The sequence below is a fragment of the Massilia sp. R2A-15 genome (assembly GCF_030704305.1).
GTDB lineage: Bacteria > Pseudomonadota > Gammaproteobacteria > Burkholderiales > Burkholderiaceae_D > JAFCUW01.
Genome location: NZ_CP131935.1, coordinates 2608230 through 2629655, shown reverse-complemented (window position 1 = coordinate 2629655; position 21426 = coordinate 2608230). Strand labels below are relative to the sequence as shown.

At 66.3% G+C, this 21426-nt stretch carries 13 protein-coding genes; 11 read left to right on the top strand and 2 right to left on the bottom strand.

Annotated elements, in window-relative coordinates; genetic code table 11:
- Positions 1-21 precede the first annotated feature (21 nt).
- A complete protein-coding gene (locus Q4S45_RS12070) occupies positions 22-231 on the bottom strand; it encodes a DUF3820 family protein (protein WP_305504465.1) in 210 nt (69 codons plus the stop codon).
- A gap of 54 nt (positions 232-285) precedes the next feature.
- Here Q4S45_RS12070 and Q4S45_RS12065 point away from each other — a divergent pair, with 54 nt between their 5' ends.
- The 11 genes from Q4S45_RS12065 to Q4S45_RS12015 all read left to right on the top strand — a co-directional run bounded on the left by Q4S45_RS12065 (position 286) and on the right by Q4S45_RS12015 (position 19259).
- Positions 286-705 carry a DUF1810 domain-containing protein gene (locus Q4S45_RS12065; RefSeq protein ID WP_305504463.1) on the top strand — a complete coding sequence of 140 codons (420 nt, stop codon included), beginning with the start codon at positions 286-288 and terminating at the stop codon, positions 703-705.
- An 81-nt stretch (positions 706-786) separates the two neighbouring features.
- Positions 787-2076 (top strand): NYN domain-containing protein, encoded by a 1290-nt coding sequence (locus tag Q4S45_RS12060; RefSeq protein ID WP_305504462.1) that lies wholly within the window; start codon positions 787-789, stop codon positions 2074-2076.
- Between the two features lie 87 nt (positions 2077-2163).
- On the top strand, positions 2164-2589 hold the full coding sequence (locus tag Q4S45_RS12055; RefSeq protein WP_305504460.1) for a hypothetical protein: 426 nt from the start codon (positions 2164-2166) through the stop codon (positions 2587-2589).
- A gap of 185 nt (positions 2590-2774) precedes the next feature.
- Positions 2775-4241 carry a sodium:solute symporter gene (locus Q4S45_RS12050; protein WP_305504458.1) on the top strand — a complete coding sequence of 489 codons (1467 nt, stop codon included), beginning with the start codon at positions 2775-2777 and terminating at the stop codon, positions 4239-4241.
- A 54-nt stretch (positions 4242-4295) separates the two neighbouring features.
- Positions 4296-6155, top strand: coding sequence for a signal peptide peptidase SppA (gene sppA / locus Q4S45_RS12045; RefSeq protein WP_305504456.1), 1860 nt, complete (start codon positions 4296-4298; stop codon positions 6153-6155).
- 370 nt (positions 6156-6525) lie between these two features.
- Positions 6526-7914 carry an efflux RND transporter periplasmic adaptor subunit gene (locus Q4S45_RS12040; RefSeq protein WP_305504454.1) on the top strand — a complete coding sequence of 463 codons (1389 nt, stop codon included), beginning with the start codon at positions 6526-6528 and terminating at the stop codon, positions 7912-7914.
- 127 nt (positions 7915-8041) lie between these two features.
- Positions 8042-11140: an efflux RND transporter permease subunit gene (locus tag Q4S45_RS12035; protein ID WP_305504452.1), complete on the top strand. Its 3099-nt coding sequence runs from the start codon at positions 8042-8044 to the stop codon at positions 11138-11140.
- A complete protein-coding gene (locus tag Q4S45_RS12030) occupies positions 11137-14370 on the top strand; it encodes an efflux RND transporter permease subunit (RefSeq protein ID WP_305504450.1) in 3234 nt (1077 codons plus the stop codon). The genes Q4S45_RS12035 and Q4S45_RS12030 overlap by 4 nt, the downstream gene beginning before the upstream one ends.
- A gap of 17 nt (positions 14371-14387) precedes the next feature.
- Positions 14388-15782, top strand: a complete 1395-nt coding sequence (locus tag Q4S45_RS12025; protein ID WP_305504448.1) for an efflux transporter outer membrane subunit — start codon at positions 14388-14390, stop codon at positions 15780-15782.
- Positions 15783-15927: 145 nt separating this feature from the next.
- Complete coding sequence (locus Q4S45_RS12020) at positions 15928-16986, top strand: hypothetical protein (RefSeq protein WP_305504446.1); 1059 nt, start codon at positions 15928-15930, stop codon at positions 16984-16986.
- A 131-nt stretch (positions 16987-17117) separates the two neighbouring features.
- Positions 17118-19259, top strand: coding sequence for a S46 family peptidase (locus Q4S45_RS12015; RefSeq protein ID WP_305504444.1), 2142 nt, complete (start codon positions 17118-17120; stop codon positions 19257-19259).
- An 86-nt stretch (positions 19260-19345) separates the two neighbouring features.
- Here Q4S45_RS12015 and Q4S45_RS12010 read toward each other — a convergent pair whose 3' ends face one another.
- Positions 19346-21301, bottom strand: coding sequence for a S9 family peptidase (locus tag Q4S45_RS12010; RefSeq protein ID WP_305504442.1), 1956 nt, complete (start codon positions 21299-21301; stop codon positions 19346-19348).
- Between the last annotated feature and the right edge of the window lie 125 nt (positions 21302-21426).

Below are 21426 nucleotides of genomic sequence, written 5' to 3'. Positions count from 1 at the left end.
AGGACCAGACCCCGCCTTCGCTCAGCGCCGCAGCGGATCGAGCAAGCCCCGCAAGTCGTTGTGATCGAGTTCGTACATCAGCGCGATCAGTTCGCCCAGTTCGCCGCGCGGAAATCCCTCGCGCGCGAACCATCCCAGGTAGTGCCCCGGCAGTTCGGCCAGCTTGCGTCCCTTGTACTTCCCATACGGCATGTCGCGCGTCAGCAGCAGTTGCAGGTGTTCCGGTTTCATGCGCGCCACTGTAGCACGGCCCCGCGCTAGAATGCGAGCGGAAGGAGGCCCGACATGGACACTCAATTCAACCTCGAGCGCTTCGTCGAAGCGCAAGCGCCCGTCTACCGAAAGGTCGTCGCCGAACTGAAAGCAGGGCGCAAGCAGACGCACTGGATGTGGTTCATCTTCCCCCAGATCGCCGGCCTCGGCCACAGCGCGATGGCCCAGACCTACGCCATCTCATCGGCCGACGAGGCGGCCGCCTATCTGGCCCACCCGCTGCTCGGCGCGCGCCTGCGCGAGTGCAGCGCGCTCGTGGCGGCCATCGACGACAAGGCCGTCGAGGAGATCTTCGACGCCCCCGACGACCTGAAATTCCATTCGTCGATGACGCTGTTTTCCGAAGTGGCGCCGGACGAAGCGGTCTTCGTCGAGTGCATCAACAAGTTCTTCGACGGGGTGCCGGACCAGGCCACCGTGGACCGCCTGTAATCGTCTGGGGTGACGCCATTTGAATGTTGTTGCGTATAATCTGCGGATTCTCAGCCACACACCTCCACAGAAAACAACATTATGGCTTCATCCCCCGAAAACATCAGCATGGCGGTGTTCTGCGATTTTGAAAACGTCGCACTGGGCGTCCGCGACGCCAACTACGAAAAATTCGACATCAAGCCGGTGCTCGAACGGCTTCTTCTCAAGGGCAGCATCGTCGTCAAGAAGGCCTACTGCGACTGGGAGCGCTACAAGGGGTTCAAGGCCACGATGCATGAAGCGAACTTCGAGCTGATCGAAATCCCGCACGTGCGCCAGTCCGGCAAGAACTCGGCCGACATCCGCCTGGTCGTCGATGCGCTCGACCTGTGCTATACCAAGTCTCACGTCAACACCTTCGTCATCATCTCCGGCGACTCCGACTTCTCGCCGCTGGTGTCGAAGCTGCGCGAGAATAACAAGCAGGTGATCGGCGTGGGCGTGAAGCAGTCCACCTCGGACCTGCTGGTGGCGAACTGCGACGAATTCATTTTCTACGACGACCTGGTGCGCGAAGTGAAGCGCGCCGCGGCCAAGCGCGACGAGCGCAAGTCGCAGCCGCAGCAAAAGCGCGCGGCGTCGCCCGACGAAGGCGGCAACAAGCGCAAGGAAGAGCTGGAAGCGCGCAAGGCGCAGGCCATCGAGATGGTCGTCGAGATGTTCGACGCGCTGGTGTCCGAACGTGGCGACAGCGGCAAGATCTGGGCTTCGCTGCTGAAAGATACGCTCAAGCGCCGCCGTCCGGACTTCAACGAGACCTACTTCGGCTTCCGCACCTTCGGCAACCTGCTGGAAGAGGCGCAGGCGCGCGGCATGCTCGAATTTGGCCGCGACGAGAAATCCGGCGCGTATGTCTACCGCAGCTCCGGCGCGCAGGCAGCGCCGGCCGAGCCGGTGGCGGTGGCGCCGGTGGTGCAGGTAGAGGAGCCGGCAGCGGCGCCGGAACCGGTCGAAACGCCGGCCGCCAAGCCGCGCGGCCGTGGCCGCGGCCGCACCGATTTCCGCGCACCGGTAGTCACGCCGCCGGAACCGGAGCCGGCGGTCGAGGCGGTGGTGGTCGAAGAGGCGCCTGCGCCGGTCGCCGAAGAGGCGCCGGTGGCCGAGAAGCGCCGCCCGCCGCGTGAAGGCGCGCGCAAGGCGGCGGCACGGAAGAAGGCGACGGTCGCAGTCGAGGCAGCGACGGAGCCGCTGGCTTTGCCGCCTGCGCCGGAACCTGCGCCGGAACCGGTGGTGGCCGAAGCCGAAGCGCCGAAGTCCAAAGCCGCGCGCAAGCCGGCGGCGCGTCCTCGCCGCCCGGCCAAGCCGAAGGCGGTCGCCGACAACGGTTAACGATTGCCGCTCGGCAGGACGCGACGAGCGGACGAAATCGGCGCACACTAAGATGTCGGGAACACGATCATCTTGAAGGAGAGCGTCATGCGTTCGCTTGCGGGAGTGGGATTGTCGCTGGCACTGCTGTGCATGGGGGCGGGCGCGGCGCCGCCGTCGTCCAACCATCCGATCATCGGCGTGTGGCGGCTCACGCTGCCGGACGGCCGCTGTTCGGAGACCTACCGGTTCCGCGGCGACGGCACCAGCCTGGTGACCAGCGCGCACGAGGTGTCCGAGAGCGAGTTCGCCATCCTCGAGAAGCCCAGCGACAAGGGCTTCTATCGGCTCGACGACAAGATCGTCAAGGACAACGGCAAGCAGGATTGTTCGGGCGAGGTGATGAAGGTCGGCACCACGGCGACCAACTACCTGCGCTTCCATCCGTCCGGCCAGATTTTCCTGATGTGCGCCGACGAAACGCTGGAAACGTGCATCGGGCCGTTCGAGCGGGTCAGGGGCGAGGAAATCTGAAGTGCTCTGGTCACCGCGGCGTCCTCAGCGTCGAAATTTGCAGCATCGGGGTCTGGTCCTGCGGACCTGACCCCATTCTGGTTTTCGCTGATATCGCTGGAATTTCAAAATGGGGACAGGTCCGCAGGACCAGTCCCCTCCGTTGGTGTATATTGCTGGCGACCTGATCAACCCTCGCTTCCGCCATGTCCCCAGCTTTACTTTTTTGCATCCTGATTGGCTATTTCGCGCTGCTGCTCGGCGTCGCCTGGGCCACCTCCCGCAACGCCAACAACGATAGTTTCTTCATCGGCAACAAGAGCAGCAACTGGATGCTCGTCGCATTCGGCATGGTGGGTACCACCCTGTCCGGCGCCACCTTCATCAGCGTGCCCGGCGCGGTCGGCCGCGACGGCTTCGGCTACGGCCAGATCCTGCTTGGCTACGTCGTTGGCTACATCGCCGTCGCCTACATCCTGCTGCCGCTGTACTATCGCCTCAAGCTCACCTCGATCTACCACTACCTCGACGTGCGCCTGGGCCGCCGCGCCTACCAGAGCGGCGCATCGTTCTTCATCCTGTCGCGCCTGCTGGGCGCCACCGCGCGCCTGTACCTGGTCGTCAACATCCTGCAGGTCATCATCCTCGACAGCCTGGGCGTGCCGTTCTGGCTGACCACCCTGGTCATTCTCGCCATGATCCTGGTGTACACCTACCAGGGCGGCGTGAAAACCATCGTCTGGACCGACACGCTGCAGACGACCTGCATGTTGATCGGCCTGGTCGCCTGCGTGGTGTTCCTGCTCGGCCAGCTGCACCTGTCGGTCGGCGACAGCCTGGCCCAGATGGACGCGCGCGGCCTCTCGCGCATCTTCACGACCGCGCCGGACAGCCCGAGTTTCTGGCTCAAGCAGGTGGTCGCCGGCGCCTTCATCGTGCTGACCATGACCGGCATGGACCAGGAGATGATGCAAAAGACCATCTCCGTCAAGACCCTGGCCGACTCGCAGAAAAACCTGCTCAGCCTGACCGTGGTGCTGGTGATCGTGCTGTCGCTGTTCCTGTTCCTCGGCGGCCTGCTGCACCTCTACGCGCCGATCGTCGGCGTGACCGCCCAGGGCGACCAGCTGTTCCCGGCCATCGTCACCGGCCATCTGCCGGCCGCGGTGCAGGTGATCTTCCTGATCGCGCTGGTGTCCGCGCTGTTCCCCAGCGCCGACGGCGCCATCACCGCGCTGACCTCGACCGTCTGCATCGACCTGCTGGGCATCAAGCGGCGCGACGATCTGACGGAGCAGCAGAAGGTGCGCTGGCGCCAGCGCGTGCACCTCGGTTTCGCCTTCCTGTTCCTGGCGCTGGTGCTGGTGTTCAAATGGGTCGACAACGCCAGCATGATCGGCGTGATCCTGAAACTGGCCGCCTACACCTACGGCCCCTTGCTCGGCCTGTTCGGCTTCGGCATCCTGACCCGGCGCACCCTGAACGACCGCCTGGTGCCGATCGTCACCATCGGCGCGCCGGTGATCTGCGCGCTGCTTGAGCTGTATCAGCAGCAACTGTTCGGAACTTACCGCTTCGGGCTTGAACTGTTGATGGTCAATGGCATATTGGTGTTTGCCGGCCTGTGGGCGATCTCGCGGCCGGAGAAACTGGCGGTCGCCGCGCCGGCTTGACGTTTTTTCGCTTACAGTGAGCGCTGGTTCGCTTAATCCATTGCCGGAGTGCCGATGTCCTTCAAACCCATGACTTCCCTGCGCCGCGGTTTCGGCATGTTCTGGCGCTTTATCGACGCCACCCGCCGCACGCTGCTCAACCTGATCTTCCTCACCATCGTCATCATCATCCTGGTGGCGTGGTTCGGCGGCGGCGTCAAGCCGCTGGCGCCGAAGACGGCGCTGCTGCTCGACCTGAAGGGCGCGCTGGTCGAACAAAGCAGCGGCAACGTGCGCGATGCGCTGATGGCCAACATCGGCGGCGACGCCAAGCGCACCGTCCAGCTGCGCGACGTGCTGACGGCGCTCGACAACGCCGCCGGCGACGCCTCGATCGGCAGCGTCGTGCTGCTGCTGGAAGACATGGACGGCGCGGGCATGGCGATGCTCAACGAAGTGGGCGCCGCGGTCGACCGCGTCAAGGCAGCCGGCAAGCCCGTCATCGCCTGGGGCGACAATTACGACCAGCGCCAGTACCTGATCGCTTCGCACGCCAGCAAGGTCTACCTGCACCCGATGGGCGTGTTGAACATCAAGGGCTTCGGCCGCCACCGCAATTACTATCGCGACGCGCTCGACAAGATCGGCGTCACGGTCAACCTGATGAAGGTCGGCACCTACAAGAGTTTCGCCGAGCCGTACATCGGCAACGGTCCGTCGGACGCGGCCAGCGAGGCCGAATCCTTCCTCTACAACGCGCTGTGGGACGGCTACACCGCGCAGGTCGAGCAGCAGCGCAAGCTGCCCGCCGGCGCCATCAACAAGATGATCGACAACCTGCCCAGTCTGATGGACGAAGCGAAGGGCGACGCCGCCAGGCTGGTGCTGCAGGCGAAGCTGGTCGATGGCCTGATGACGCGCGACGAGCTGCGCGCGATGATGATCAAGCAGGGCGCGCCCGACCTCGAAGGCAAGACCTTCCGCCACGTGAGCTTCGAAGATTATGTGGGGCGGCACCATCCCAAGCTGTTCGGCGACGCGGTCGGCGTGATCGTCGCGTCGGGCGACATCACCGAAGGCACCGCAAATCCCGGCGCCATCGGCGGCAGGTCCACGTCCGAGCTGATTCGCCGCGCGCGCGAGGACGACCAGATCAAGGCGGTCGTACTGCGCGTCGACTCGCCCGGCGGCAGCGCCTTCGGTTCGGAGCTGATCCGGCGCGAGCTGGAACTGACGCGCCAGGCCGGCAAGCCGGTGGTGGTCTCGATGGGCAACGTGGCCGCGTCGGGCGGCTACTGGATCTCGATGGCGTCCGACGAAGTGATCGCCGATCCGGCCACCATCACCGGCTCGATCGGCGTGTTCGCGATTTTGCCGACCGCCGAAAAAGTGGTCGACAAGCTGGGCATCCACACTGCCGGCACCACCACCACGTGGCTGGCCGACGCCTACAATCCGCTGCGGCCGATGGACCCGCGCTTCGGCCAGCTGGTCCAGAGCAGCATCAACCATATTTACAGCGAGTTCACCGCCAAGGCCGCGCAGGCGCGCAAGACCACGCCCGAGAAGATCGACGAAGTGGGGCAGGGCCGCGTGTGGACCGGCGCGCAGGCCAAGGAGCGCGGGCTGGTCGACCGGCTGGGCAGCTACCGCGACGCGCTGGCGTCGGCGGCGACGCGCGCCAAACTGGCGCCGGGCTACCGGGTGGCCTACATCGAGCGCCAGGGCTCGGCCGTCGAACACCTGCTTGGCCTGTTCGGCGTATCGGAGGCGCAGATGTTCAACGTGCAGGTCAAGCTGGGGCTAATGCCCGCCGGCCTGCCGGCAGCCGCGGTGGCCGACGTCACGCGCGAGCTGGGCTGGCTGTCCGAGCTTGCCGACGGCAAGAAGCCGTATGCGGCCGTGACGCACTGCCTGTGCGCGCTGCCGTACTAGAAATGGTCGCCAGCCGCCGCGCGCATTGGGGTCTGGTCCTGCGGACCTGACCCCGTCTTTGACGCCACCTTCTGCAAACTTCGGCTGTTTTCTACGGCCTGCGACAACTTCGGGGACTCGGCGTCCCCGTCGCTCTGGCGGATCCGACCCCATTTCCCCGTGCGCCTCCGAACAAAGTTGTAGCGGCTTTGTAACACCATGTAGCCCATCAATAAGCGCGCGGCGTCCCGTATTCACAGCATGTCACTGTGTTTCAAACCCGCCATCCCCTCCCGATTTGTTATGCGCTGTGTGCGGCTCGAAACATACCCGCGCATATCCCCATGCTACAGTTTGGTCACAATTGTTATGCTTTTGACCAAGGATCAGCATGGAGCTCCCGCCCGTCGTCACCGATAAAACCCTCCCTCGTCGCCACTCCCGGCGCGGCCGGATCATCGGCAGCATCGTCGCCGTACTCGCGATGGCGGGACTGGGCTACCTTGCCTGGCACCTGACGCATCCGTCCGCCGACACCGCGGCCCCCGGCGCCCAGGGCCAGCGGCCCGGCGGCGGAGGCGGAGGAGGCCGCGGCGGCCCTGGTGGTCGCGGCGCCCCCGCCACCACGGTCGGCGTAGCGACGGCCGAAAAGGCCGACATCCCCGTCGTGCTCGACGCGCTCGGCACCGTCACCGCCGCGGCCACGGCCACCGTGCGGCCGCAAGTGTCGGGCGTGATCCAGAAGATCAACTTCACCGAAGGCCAGTTGGTCAAGGCCGGCCAGGTGCTGGTCACGATCGATCCGCGCGCCTTCGAGATGGCGCTGCTGCAGGCGAGCGGCCAGCGCCAGCGCGACGAAGCGCAGCTCGAAAGCGCCAGGGTCACGCTGGCACGCTTTCGCACCTTGCTGACCCAGGACTCGATCGCGCGCCAGGAAGTCGACACCCAGGCGGCGCTGGTCAAGCAGCTCGAAGGCACCGTCATGACCGACCGCGCCTCCGAGGGTGTGGCGAAACTGAACCTCAGCTACACGCAGGTGAAGGCGCCGATCAGCGGCCGCGTGGGCCTGCGCGTGGTCGATATGGGCAACCTGGTGGGCAGCGGCGACGCCAACGGCATCGCGGTGATCACCCAGCTCGCGCCGATCGACGTCGAATTCTCAGTGCCGCAGGACCAGGTGCCCGACCTGCAGGCGCGCGTGCACGAGGGCGCGCCGTTACCGGCGATTGCGCTCGACCGCACCCGAACGACAAGCCTGGCCAGCGGCAGGTTCAACGCGCTCGACAACCAGGTCGACGTCCAGACCGGCACGGTCAAGGCCAAGGCGCGCTTCACCAACGCCGACGGCAAGCTGTTCCCGAGCCAGTTCGTCAACCTGCGGCTGGAGGTACGCAACATCAAGGATGCGGTGGTGGTGCCGGTGACGGCGCTGCGCCACGGCGCCAGCGGCGACTTCGTCTACGTGTTGAATGCGGCCGAACGCACGGTTGCCCTGCGTCCCGTCACGCGGGGCCAGGCCACGGTCGACAAGGTGCAGGTCAAGACCGGGCTGGAGGCGGGCGAGCAGGTAATTACCGAAGGCGCCGATCGCCTGAAGGATGGCGCGAAGGTGATACTGCCGGGCGATAAGCCGGCTGGGGGCGGGCAGGGCGGACGCCGTGGCGGACGGCGCGGCGCCGAAGGTGCTGCACCCGCTGCTTCCGCTCCCGCCGCGTCGACCGACGCCGCGCCGGCCGCCGGCGAACGCCGTCGCCGCCGTCCTGAAGGCGCCGCGCAATGATCAGCACCACAAGCGTTGGAAATGTCGTCCCAGCGAAGGCTGGGACCCATGCTGAGCATGCGTTCCCGCGCCTCTCGCTCAGCATGGGTTCCCGCCTTCGCAGGAACGACAGTCTTGTGGTGACGCCATGAGCCCCTCCGGCCCATTCATCCAGCGCCCGGTGGCCACCTCGCTGCTGATGCTGGCGATCGTCCTGGCTGGCCTGGTCGGCTTCAAGTTCCTGCCCTTGTCCGCGCTGCCGCAAGTCGATTTCCCGACCATCCAGGTGCAGACCCTGTATCCCGGCGCCAGCCCCGAAGTCATGGCGCGCACCGTCACCGCGCCGCTCGAACGCCAGTTCGGCCAGATGGCCGGCCTCGCGCGCATGAGCTCCACCAGCGCCTCGGGCGTCTCCGTTGTCACCTTGCAGTTCAGCCTGGGCCAGACCCTCGACGTCGCCGAGCAGGAAGTGCAGGCCGCGATCAACGCCGGCGGCTCGCTGCTGCCGACCGACCTGCCGGCGCCGCCGGTTTACGCCAAGGTCAATCCGGCCGACGCCCCCGTGCTCACGCTGGCCATCACCTCCGACACCGTTCCGCTGACCGAGGTGCAGAACCTGGTCAACACGCGCCTCGCGCTGAAGATCAGCCAGGTCACCGGCGTCGGCCTGGTCACGCTGTCCGGCGGCCAGCGTCCCGCCGTGCGCATCCAGGCCGACACCGAGGCGCTGGCGTCCTACGGTCTTGGACTCGACACGCTGAGGACCGCGATCACCGCGGCCAACGCCAACAGCGCCAAGGGCAGCTTCGACGGGCCCACGCGCGCCTATTCGATCAACGCCAACGACCAGCTGCTGGCCGTCCCCGACTACAAGAACCTGATCGTCGCCTACAAGAACGGCGCGCCGGTGCGCCTGACCGACGTGGCGCAAGTGGTCGACAGCGCCGAAAACGTCAAGCTGGCCGCATGGTCCGGCCTGAAACCGGCGATCATCCTCAATGTGCAGCGCCAGCCCGGCGCCAACGTCATCGCCACCGTCGATGCGATCAAGGCGCGCCTGCCCGAGCTGCAATCTGGCCTGCCGACGGCGCTGCGGCTGGACGTGCTGACCGACCGCACCACCGGCATCCGCGCCTCGGTATCGCACGTCGAAATGGAGCTGGTCCTCGCCGTCGTGCTGGTGGTGCTGGTGATCTTCGCCTTCCTGCACAGCGTGCGCGCCACCGTCATCGCCAGCCTGTCCGTGCCGATCTCGCTGGTCGGCACCTTCGGCGCGATGTACCTGCTTGGCTACAGCCTGAACAACCTGTCGCTGATGGCGCTGACGATTGCCACCGGCTTCGTCGTCGACGACGCCATCGTCATGATCGAGAACATCGCGCGCTATATCGAGGAAGGCGAGAAGCCGATGGCGGCGGCCGTCAAGGGCGCGGCGCAGATCGGCTTCACCATCATCTCGCTGACGGTGTCGCTGATCGCGGTGCTGATTCCGCTGCTGTTCATGGGCGACGTGGTCGGACGCCTGTTCCGCGAGTTCGCCGTCACGCTGGCCATCACCATCCTGATCTCCGCCGTGGTGTCGCTGACGCTGGTGCCGATGATGTCGGCGCGCTGGCTGCGCAGCCATGAAGACGAGAAGCCGAATCGGATCGCCCAAAAGACCCAGGCCTTCTTCGACGCCGTGATCCATCGCTACGACGGCGCCCTGAACTGGGTGCTGGAACGCCAGGGCCTGACCCTGATCGTCGCGCTGGTCACGCTGATACTGACCGTGCTGCTGTACCTGTTCATCCCGAAAGGCCTGTTCCCGACCCAGGACACCGGGCAGCTGCAGGCGCGGATCGAGGCGCGCCAGGCGATTTCTTACGACGGCATGGCCGAGCTGCAGCAGGCGGCGGCGAAAGTCATCCTCGACGATCCGGACGTGCTCTCGCTCAGCTCCAACGTGGGCGTGGACGCCGCCAACAACACCATGCTCAACACCGGACGCATGCTGATCAACCTGAAGGACAAGCGCAGCAGCAACCAGGACGCGATCATGGCGCGCCTGCGCAACCGTGTGTCGCAGATCGCCGGCGTGACGCTGTACCTGCAGCCGACCCAGGACCTGACCATCGACGCCGAAACCGGCCCGACCCAGTACCGCGTGTCGATCGAGGGCGCCGACAACGCCAGCGTCAACGAGTGGGCCGGCAAGCTGGTGGCGCGCCTGCAGAACGACGCGAAGGTGCGCAACGTCGTCACCGATGCAGGCGCCACCGGCGTGGCGGCGTTCGTCAGCATCGACCGCGACAGCGCCTCGCGCCTGTCGGTCACCGCCGCCAACATCGACGACGCCTTGTACAGCGCCTTCGGCCAGCGCATCGTCTCGACCATCTTCACCGAGACCAACCAGTACCGCGTGATCCTGGAAGCCAAGCGCGACGCCGGCATGTCGATCGAGTCGCTCAAGCGCCTGCCGATCAAGACCGGCTCCGGCAAGCCGACCCCGCTCGAGGCAATCGCCACCATCACCGAACAGCCGGCGCCGCTGCAGATCACCCACGTCGCGCAGTACCCGGCCACCACCATCGGCTTCGACACCGCGCCCGGCGTATCGCTCGGCACCGCGGTCGATTCGATCAAGGCTGCCTCGAAAGACATCAGGCTGCCTGCGTCGGTCAGCCTGACCTTCCTCGGCGCCGCCGGCGCCTACCAGGCCTCGCTGTCGAACCAGCTGTGGCTGATTCTCGCCGCCGTGGTGTGCGTGTACATCGTTCTCGGTGTGCTGTACGAGAGCTACATCCACCCGCTGACGATCCTCTCCACGCTGCCGTCGGCCGGCGTGGGCGCGCTGCTGGCGCTGATCATCTTCGGCCAGGACCTGGGTGTGATCGGCATCATCGGCATCATCCTCCTGATCGGCATCGTCAAGAAGAACGCCATCATGATGATCGACTTCGCCATCGAGGCCGAACGCGACGAAGGCAAGCCGCCGCGCGAGGCGATCCACCAGGCCGCGATGCTGCGCTTCCGCCCGATCCTGATGACGACGCTGGCCGCGCTGTTCGCCGCCGTGCCGCTGATGCTCGGCTGGGGCGAGGGCGCCGAGCTGCGCCGGCCGCTGGGCCTGGCCATCTTCGGCGGCCTGATCGTCAGCCAGTTGCTGACGCTGTTCACCACCCCCGTGATCTACCTCGGCTTCGACCGCCTGGCGCGCCGCGTTGAAGCGCGCGCGGCAAGCAAGCGGGGAGAGGCGACCGCATGAACCTGTCGCAGCCATTCGTGCGGCGCCCGATCGCCACCGTGCTGCTGACGCTGGGGATCGCGCTGGCCGGCATCGGCGCCTTCTTCGTGCTGCCGGTGTCGCCGCTGCCGCAGGTGGACTATCCGACCATTTCGGTGTCGGCCTCGCTGCCCGGCGCCAGCCCCGACACGATGGCCAGCAGCGTGGCCACGCCGCTCGAGCGGCGCCTGGGCGTCATCGCCGGCGTCAACGAGATGACCTCGAACAGCGGCAGCGGCTCGACCCGCGTCAGCCTGCAGTTCGACTTGAACCGCAAGATCGATTCGGCCGCGCGCGAAGTGCAGGCCGCGATCAACGCGTCGCGCGCCGACCTGCCGTCCACGCTGCGCAGCAATCCGACCTATCGCAAGGCCAATCCGTCCGACGCGCCGGTCATCATCCTGGCGCTGACCTCGAAGACCCGCACGCCTGGCCAGATCTACGAAACCGTTTCGAACCTCGTGCAGCAGAAGCTGGCGCAGGTGCAGGGCGTTGGCGACGTCGAGATCGGCGGCGGCTCGCTGCCCGCGGTGCGGGTGGACCTGCTGCCGTATGCGCTGAACAAATACGGCGTATCGACCGAAGACGTGCGTGCGGCGATCCAGGCCACCAACGCCAATCGCCCGAAAGGCGCGATCGAAGGCAACGGCAAGCGCCTGCAGATTTATTCGCAGGCGGCCGGCGCTTCCGGCGGGCGTAGCGCGGCCGACTACCGCAGCATGGTCGTCGCCTGGCGCGACGGCGCCGCGATCCGCCTGCAGGACGTCGCCGCCGTTACCGACGGCGTCGAGAACGTCAACACGCTTGGCCTCTTCAACGGCGAGCCGGCCGTGATCGTGCTGGTCACGCGCCAGCCGGGCGCCAACGTCATCGACACCGTGGACGGCGTGCGCGCCTTGCTGCCCACACTGCAGGCGCAGATGCCGGGGGATGTGAAAATCGAGGTTGCGTCCGACTCCACCAATTCGATCCGCTCGTCGCTGCACGAGATCGAGCTGACCCTCATGATTTCGATCGCCCTGGTGGTGCTGGTGGTCAGCGTGTTCCTGCGCAGCGTGCGCGCCACCATCATCCCGGCGGTTGCCACCATCGTCTCGCTGCTGGGCACCTTCGGCGTCATGTACCTGCTCGGCTTCAGCCTGAACAACCTGTCGCTGATGGCGCTGACTGTGGCCACCGGCTTTGTCGTCGACGACGCCATTGTGGTGCTGGAAAACACCAGCCGCCATATCGAGGACGGGATGGATCGCATGAAGGCGGCGCTGCTGGGGGCGCGCGAGGTCGGCTTCACGGTGCTGTCCATTAGCCTGTCGCTCGTGGCGGTGTTCATCCCGCTGCTGTTCATGGGCGGCCAGGTCGGCCGGCTGTTCCGCGAGTTCGCCGTCACGCTGTCGGCCGCGGTGATGATTTCTCTCGTGATCTCGCTGACCACCACGCCGATGATGTGCGCCTGGCTGCTCAAGCCGGGCGGCATCGAGCGCAAGCCCGGCAAGATCGCGCAGTGGGCGGAGCGCGGCTTCGGCAAGGTGCTCAAGGGCTACGAGCACTCGCTCGACTGGGCGCTGCACAGCAAACTGCTGGTAATGCTGATCCTCGCCTTCGTGGTCGGCCTGAACGTCTATCTGTTCTCGGCGGCGCCGAAGGGCTTCTTCCCGCAGCAGGATACGGGCCAGATCAACGGCGGCATCCGCGCCGACCAGTCGATTTCGTTCCAGGCGATGCAGGAGAAACTGCGCCAGCTGGTGAACATCATCAAGCGCGACCCGGCGGTGGCCACCGTGGTCGGCTTCACCGGCGGCGCGCGCGCGGGCGGCGGCTTCATGTTCATCAACCTCAAGCCGGTGTCCGAACGCGTCAAGGGCGACGCCGGCCAGGCCGTGATCGCGCGCCTGCGCCCGCAGCTGGCGCGGGTGACCGGCGTGTCGCTGTTCCTCAATCCGGTGCAGGACCTGCGCATGGGCGGGCGCCAGTCCAATTCGACCTACCAGTACACGCTGAAGAGCGACAACCGCGCCGACCTGAAGCTGTGGGCGGCCAAGCTGGCCGACGCGATGAAGCGCCAGCCCGCGCTGGTGGACGTCGATACCGACCAGGCCGAGAACGGCGTCGAGACTTACGTGAAGATCGACAAGGACAGCGCCACGCGGCTCGGCATCACCACGCGCGACGTCGATAACGCGCTGTACAACGGTTTCGGCCAGCGCCAGGTCGCCACCATCTACGACGAATTGAACCAGTACCATGTGATCATGGGCGTGGCGAAGGAATATGCGCAAACGCCCGAAGCGCTGCGCGACGTGTACGTGCCGTCGAAGGCGACGGCCGCATCGACCGGAGCGCAGGCCTCGGCCACATCGGCCGACAACGGCACGGCCGCGGCGCCGGCCAACCTGACCGCGGCGCGCGACCCATCCAGCGGGCAGGCGCTGTCCGGATCGGCTACCCACATGGTCCCGCTGTCGGCGATCGCCAGCTTCGCGGAAGAATCGACGCCCACCTCGGTCAACCACCAGGACGGCGAGCTGGCCACCACCGTGTCGTACAACCTGGCCGAAGGCAGCAACCTGGCCGACGGGCAGGCCGCGGTGCACCAGGCCGAAGCCGACATCGGCATGCCGACCAACGTGCGCGGCAGCTTCCAGGGCACAGCGCGCGCCGCCCAGGAATCGAACCAGCAGCAGCCCTTGCTGATTCTCGCGGCCATCGTCGTCATCTACATCGTGCTGGGCATCCTGTATGAAAGCCTGGTGCACCCGGTCACTGTGCTTTCGACCTTGCCTTCGGCGGGCGTCGGCGCCGTGCTGGCGCTGCTGATGTTCAAGATGGAGTTCACCATCATCGCGCTGATTGGCGTGTTCCTCCTGATTGGCATCGTCAAGAAGAACGCGATCCTGATCATCGACTTCGCGCTGGAGGCGGAGCGTTCGCGCGGGCTCGATGCGGTGTCGGCGGTGCGTGAGGCCTGCCTGCTGCGCTTCCGCCCGATCCTGATGACGACCATGGCCGCCGCGCTGGGCGCCTTGCCGCTGGCGATCGGCTTCGGAGAGGGATCGGAGCTGCGCCAGCCGCTTGGCATCGCCATCATCGGCGGCCTGATCGCCAGCCAGCTGCTGACATTGCTGACCACCCCGGTGGTCTACATCCTGCTCGACAAGCTGCGCCGCCGCAGCCCTGAAGAAAGCGCCTTGAGCCGCGTGCCGGCGCCAACCTGACCATGAGAACCAAGCCCATGACACCACGCCACGCCACCTTCGCCGCATGCCTGCTGGCCGCCGGCCTAATTAGCGGCTGCGCGGTCGGCCCGGCCTACAAGCTGCCGTCCACCCCGCAGCCCGCTGCGTTCAAGGAAGCCGGCCCCTGGCAGCCCGCAGCGCCTGCGGACACGCTCGACCGCGGCCCGTGGTGGACGCTGTTCCGCGATCCGCTGCTCAACGACCTGGCGGCAAGCGTCGAGGTGAATAACCAGAACGTCGCGGCGGCCGTCGCCAACTATGCGCAGGCGCGCGCCCTGGTGCAGCAGCAGCGCGCCTCGCTGTTCCCGACCGTGTCGCTCAACGCCGGCGCCGACAAGAGCGGCGGTCCGGGTTCGTCGTCGTCCTCCGACAAGCGCTACCACCTGACGCTGGGAGGCAGCTGGGAGCCGGACGTGTGGGGCCGGCTGCGCGCCGGCGTCAACGGCGCCAGCGCCAATGCGCAGGCCAGCGCTGCGGACCTGGCCGCGGCCCGCCTGTCGGCCCAGGGCGAACTGGCCGCCAACTACTTCACGCTGCGCGAAACCGACGCCCAGCGCGAACTGCTGGCGCAGACCATTGCGGGCTACCAGCGCGTGCTGCAGATCACGCAGAACCGCTTCAACGCCGGCATCGCCGCCAAGTCCGACGTGCTGCAAGCACAAACCCAGCTGGCGAACGCCCAGAGCGACGACCTGACTCTGGTTCGCCAGCGCGCCCAGCTCGAACATGCGATCGCCATCCTGCTCGGCAAAGCGCCGGCCGACTTCACGCTGGCCGCGGCGCCGTGGCAGGCCAATGTGCCGGACGTGCCGGCCGGCGTGCCGTCGGCGCTGCTGCAGCGGCGGCCCGACATCGCGGCGGCGGAACGGCGCGTGGCCGCGGCCAACGAGCAGATCGGCATTGCGCGTGCGGCCTATTACCCCAACATCGGGCTCTCCGGATCGTACGGCACCAGTGGCAGCAGCGTGTCGAACCTGTTCAGCGTATCGAACGCGGTGTGGTCGCTCGGTCTGTCGGCGGCCCAGTCGATCTTCAACGGCGGCGCGACGCGGGCGGCGGTGGCCGGCGCCGAAGCGGCGCAGCAGGCGGCGACGGCGCGCTACCGCCAGACGGTGCTGGTGGCGTTCGGCGATGTCGAGGACCAGCTGGCGGCGACGCATGTGCTGTCGCAGCAGACGGTATTGCGGCGCCAGGCCGCCGACGCGGCCAACCTGGTCGAGGAGCAGATGTTGAACCGGTACAAGGCGGGGCAGGTGAGCTACACGGAAGTGGTGCAGGCGCAGGCCACCGCGCTGTCGGCGCGGCGCGCGCTGGTGCAGGCGCAGGCCGATCGCCAGACCACGGCGGTGGCGCTGATCCAGGCCCTGGGCGGCGGCTGGCATATCCAGTAGCGTGTCGTACCTGCGCAGGCAGGTACCTATGCTGAGATGGCATTAGCCTCTTCGGCATGCTCAGTATGGGTGCCTGCCTTCGCAGGTACGACGCGTCATTTGTATCGTATGATCTGAATCTTCCAAATCTCCGACAGGTTCCTTCATGCGCCGACACCTTGCCTGCACTCCTTTCCTGATTGCCTGCCTTTCCGCCTGTGCGCCGATGCCGCCGGCGGCGCCTTCCCAGCCTTGGCGCGCTGAAGCAAGCGGCACCACCGCCGAATTGCGCGGCCTGTCGGTCGTCAGCGAAACCGTGGCGTGGGCCAGCGGCGCCAGGGGCACGGTGCTGCGCACCACCGACGGCGCGCACTGGCAGGCGATGCAGGTACCGGATGCCGACAAGCTCGATTTCCGCGACATCCACGCCATCGACGCAAAGTCCGCGCTGGTCATGAGCGCCGGCCCCGGCGCCGCTTCGCGCATCTACCGTACCGACGACGGCGGCGCAACCTGGCGCCTGCTGGCGACCAATCAGTTTGCCGACGGCTTCTGGGATGCGATGGCGTTCTGGGACGCCGACAACGGCATCCTGTTCGGCGACCCGGTCAAGGGCCGCTTCCAGACCTACGTGACCGCCGACGGCGGCGTGACCTGGCGCCAGATGGACAGCAAAGGCCTCGACGCGCTGCCGAACGAGGGCGCTTTCGCCGCCAGCGGCACCTGCCTGTCGGTTGCCGGCGCGCGCGACGCATGGATCGTCACCGGTGGCGCGCAATCGTCGCGCGTATTCCATTCGAGCGACCGCGGCGCTTCATGGCACGCCGCGGCGCTGCCGATTCCGGCCGGCGCGGCTGCCCGCGGGGCATTCTCGGTCGGCTTCGCCAGTCCTCGCCTCGGGCTGGCAGCGGGCGGCGACTACAAGGAGCCTGCGCTGGCCGCGGTCAACGGCGCGCGCAGCGAAGACGGGGGCGCGACCTGGGCTCCAGTTTCGATTCTGCCGACCGGCTACATGTCGGTGGTGATGCCGGTGAACGGCGCCCCGTCGAGCTTTGTCGCGGCCGGCCTGGCGGGATCGGGCTACACGCTGGACGCAGGCAGAAGCTGGACCGCCCTCGATCGCACGCCAATGAACACGGTCGCATTCGCCTCGCCTTCCACCGGCTGGGCGATCGGACCAAAAGGCCTGCTGATGAAATACGTCGGACCGGCGCTCACGCGGTAGTCGCCGGCCAACACGGTCGAACGAACGGGGCGGCCGGGAGGACCGGCCCCGGCCGGCCAAAAAACCGGTTCCCAGCCGTTTCCAAGGCAGATATACTCCCCGCTTGCTTTTCACCACCCGGGGACACCATCTTGTTCAAATCAATCGTCTTGCCCGTCGCCTTGCTCGGCGCCGTCACCACCGCCAGCGCCGACGAAGGCCAATGGCAGCCGCACCAGCTCACCCAGCTCAAGTCCGAACTCAAACGCGTCGGCATCACCATGCCGGCCGAAAAACTGGCCGACCTGTCGAAGCATCCGATGAGCGCCATCGTCTCGACCGGCGGCTGCTCGGCGTCGTTCGTCTCGCCGGACGGCCTGATCGTCACCAACCACCATTGCGGCTACGCGGCGATCCAGCGCAATTCGACGCCGGAGCACAACTACATAGCCAACGGCTACCTGGCCAAGGACCGCGCCTCCGAGCTGCCGGGCGGCCCGACCTTGCAGGTGTACGTCACCGAAAAGGTGGAAAACGTCACCGACCGCGTGCTCAAAGGCCTGGCGCCTACCATGCCGGGACGCGAGCGCCATGAGGAAGTGCAGGCGCGGATCAAGGCGCTGATCGCCGAATGCGAGACCGACAAGGCGTACCGCTGCTCGGTGCCGGCCTTCCACCGCGGCCTGGAGTACTACCGCATCCGCCAGATGATGATCCGCGACGTGCGCCTGGTGTACGCGCCGTCGGACAAGATCGGCAACTACGGCGGCGACATCGACAACTACGAGTTCCCGCGCCACACCGGCGACTTCTCGTTCCTGCGCGCCTACGTCGGCAAGGACGGTCGCCCGGCCGATCCGTCGCCGGACAACGTGCCGTTCAAGTCGAAGGACTTCCTGGTGGTGTCGGCCGAAGGCCTGAAGAACGGCGATCCGGTCCTGCTGGCCGGCTACCCGGGCCGCACCAGCCGCTACAAGCTGCCGTCGGAGATCCGCTTCGCGCGCGACGCCGACTTCCCGCTGCGCGTGGCCGGCATGCAGGCCGACCTGGCCGTGATCGCCGCCGCCACCATGGGCAACCCGGCCTACGACGTGCGCTACGCGAACGTGGTCAAGGGCATCAACAACGTGCTCAAGAAGACCCAGGGCCTGATGGACGGCTTTGCGCGCAAGGACATCGCCGCGATCAAGGACGTGCAGGACGCCGAGTTCCGCGCCTGGCTCGCGAAGAACCCGTCGGCCGCGCCGAAGACCCTGATGGCCGATCTCGATGCGGTGATCGCCGCCGACATGGCGCTGTCCGAAGAGGAGTACGCCTGGTCGGTCGCCACCCACAGCGACCTGCTGGCCAGCGCGCGCACCTTGTACCGGCTGGCGCTCGAACAGCAGAAGCCGGACACCAAGCGCGAAGCCGGCTACCAGGAACGCGACCTGTCGTTCATCAAGGCGCGCCTGACCCGCCTGGAGCAGTCGTTCGTCGCCAGCGTCGATGAAGCGCGCTACGCGGCTGCGCTGCAGCGCTACAGCAAGATGGCGCCGCGAATGCATCCGCAAGGCCTCGATGCGCTCGTGCCGGCGACGTCCACCGTGCCTGCGCTGTATAAGGCGACCGAACTGGGCGACACCGCCAAGCGCCTGGCCTGGATCGGCAAGGACGCCGACGCCTTCCGCAAGTCGGACGACGCCTTCATCAAGATGGCCGTGCGCATGCACGACGTCGGCATGAACCTGGAGAACCGCCGCAAGGAAGTGTCGGGCAACCTCGAACGCATCGTCCCGCAGTACATGGCGGCGGTGATCGCGTGGAAGAAGAGCCAGGGCAAGCCGGTCTATCCCGATGCGAATTCGACCCTGCGCGTGACCTTCGGCACCGTGGCGCCGTACGTGGCGCGCGACGGCGTGACCAAGGGCCCGTTCACTACGGTCGAAGGCATCGTCGAGAAGCACACCGGCAAGGATCCGTTCATCGCGCCGAAAGAGCTGCTCGACGCGATCAAGGAAAAGCGGTATGGCGTGTTCAAGGATCCGGTGCTGGGCACGGTGCCGGTCAACTTCCTGTCGAGCGCGGATACGACCGGCGGCAACTCCGGTTCGGCGGTGATGAACAAGCGCGGCGAGCTGATTGGCCTGAACTTCGATTCGACCTACGAGTCGATCACCAAGGACTGGTACTTCGACAGCGCCATCACGCGCGCGATCCACGTCGATATCCGCTACATGCTGTGGGTGATGAAGGAAGTCGACCATGCCGACAACCTGCTGAAGGAAATGACGATCAAGTATCCGAAGAAATAAAGCGAAGCTGGGGTCAGGTCCGCGGGACCAGACCCCGATGCTGCCAAAAGCTGGGGTCAGGTCGTGCGCGGCCTGACCCTTTTTTATCAGTGCCCGATATGCTTGTCGAGGAAGGCTTCAAGCGCTTCGTAGAACTGCTTGCGGTGTTCGGCGTCGTAGAAGCCGTGTCCCTCGCCCTTCACCAGCATCCATTGCGGCGGCCGGCCGGCCCTGGTCAGCGCGTCGCGCATCGTCTCGGCCTGCGCAAGAGGGGTTATCTTGTCCTTGTTCCCGTGTACCAGCAGCACCGGGACCTTGATTTTTTCGGCCAGGTTGACCGGCGAATTGGCGGCCAGCTCCGCCGGATCCTTGCCGAGCGTCTTCATGAAGAAATTGGTAGCCTGGACGTTGCCCTTGACCCCTTCCTGGTCGAACACGGTGGAGAGATCATACATGCCCACATACCCGACACTGCACTTGAACATCGCCGGTTCGCGCACTGGCAGCATCAGGGCGGCGTAACCGCCGTAGCTGGCGCCGAACACGCACACCCGCGAGGCGTCGATGTCGGGCTGGCCGTTGGCCCACTTGACGCCGTCGCTCAAATCGTCGAGCAGCTTGCCGCCCCACTGGCGGTAGCCCGCGCGCTCGAAGCGTGGACCGCGTCCGCTGGAGCCGCGGAAGTTGACCTGCAATACCGCGTAACCGCGGCTGGCCAGGAACTGCGCGTCTTCATCGAAATACCATGAATCGGCCACGTCGAACGGGCCGCCATGCGGCAGCAGCACCATCGGCAGCTTCTTGCCCGACGGGTTTTTCGGCACGGTCAGGTAGCCGGTGATGGTCAGGCCGTCGCGCGCGACGAACTTGATCGGGCGCCGCTCGGCCATCTGCTCAGGGTCGATCCGCTCCATGTTCGAAAACAGCAGTTCGGCCTTTCCGTTCTGCTTGTCGAACAGGTAGAAGGAGCCCGGATCGCGGTCGCTGGCCACGCTGAACAAGAGCTTCTGGCCGTCGTCGGAGGAATTGAGGAAGTGGACAAACTCGCCGGGGAACTGGGCGCTCAGCGTCTTGTGCAGAACCGCGTTCTCGTTGTTCTCGTCAAGGTAGCGCACCACCGGCTTGCCGGTCGTGGCGGAATAGGCGAACGGCACGGAGCGGTTCGTGCCGAAGTGCAGTTCCTCGATGCTGGCCACGGGATCTTTCGCAATCGCCGTGCGCGCGCCGGTTTTCATGTTCTCGCGCACCAGTTCCCACGGGCCGCCGGCGACGCTCTGCCAGGCGTACACTTCGCTGTTGTCCGGCGTGAACGCGATCGGATGGAAGCGCGGCGCGCCCGCCTGGCGTTCCAGCCGGCGCCACTCGCCGCTGGCATCGTCGAGGCGATACAGGAACGGCTGGTTATCGTCATCGTCGCCGTAGGCAAAGCGCGGCGTGGCGTCGTTCTGGAAAATGAAACCGGCATCCTTCATCGGAATGTCGGCCAGCAGCTTGCGCACGGAGTTGGAGGTCTGGATGTCGTAGAGCATGCTGCGGCTGCTCCGCCACAAATGCCCGCCGAGGAAGACGTGGCCGTCGCGCGCCAGCGGGATATGTTCCACGTTGCCCCAGCCGTAGTCGTCGCCATACCGGTCGCCGCGGCTCGACTGCTGGAAGCCGTTGTAACCGTACAGGTACTGCGGCTTGGTGCCGTCCAGGTCCACAGCCACCACTTCGCCGGTGCGGCGGGGACGTTCGCGCAGTCCCAGTTCAAGGCCTTTTTCGACGATCAGGCGCCGGCTGCTGATCCATTGAAAGTTGACCGGCACTTCGAAGCCGGGCAGGGCGATGGTGCTGACGATTTTCAGGTCGGGCAGGGAGTACACCGTCATGGTCGGCACGGTGCGGTCGCCGCGCTCGATGCGCACGCTGATGGCGATGTGTTTGCCGTCGGGCGAGATGCGCGGCTTGCTGTAGCGCATTTGCTCGACGAAGGCGTCGATCGGCACGACCGGCTCCGCGGCGCGCGCCAAGACGGGGACTACATTCAAGGCCGAACAGATCAGCAGGGCAAGCAAGCGCATCGACAGTCTCCAGAATAATTGTGCAAAAAGTATATCCAAATGTTGATTTAAAGCATATAAAATTTTGAGGGATTTGCAACGTTGCCAGAATTATGCGAAATCTTGCATAAATGGCGTTTGCGCGC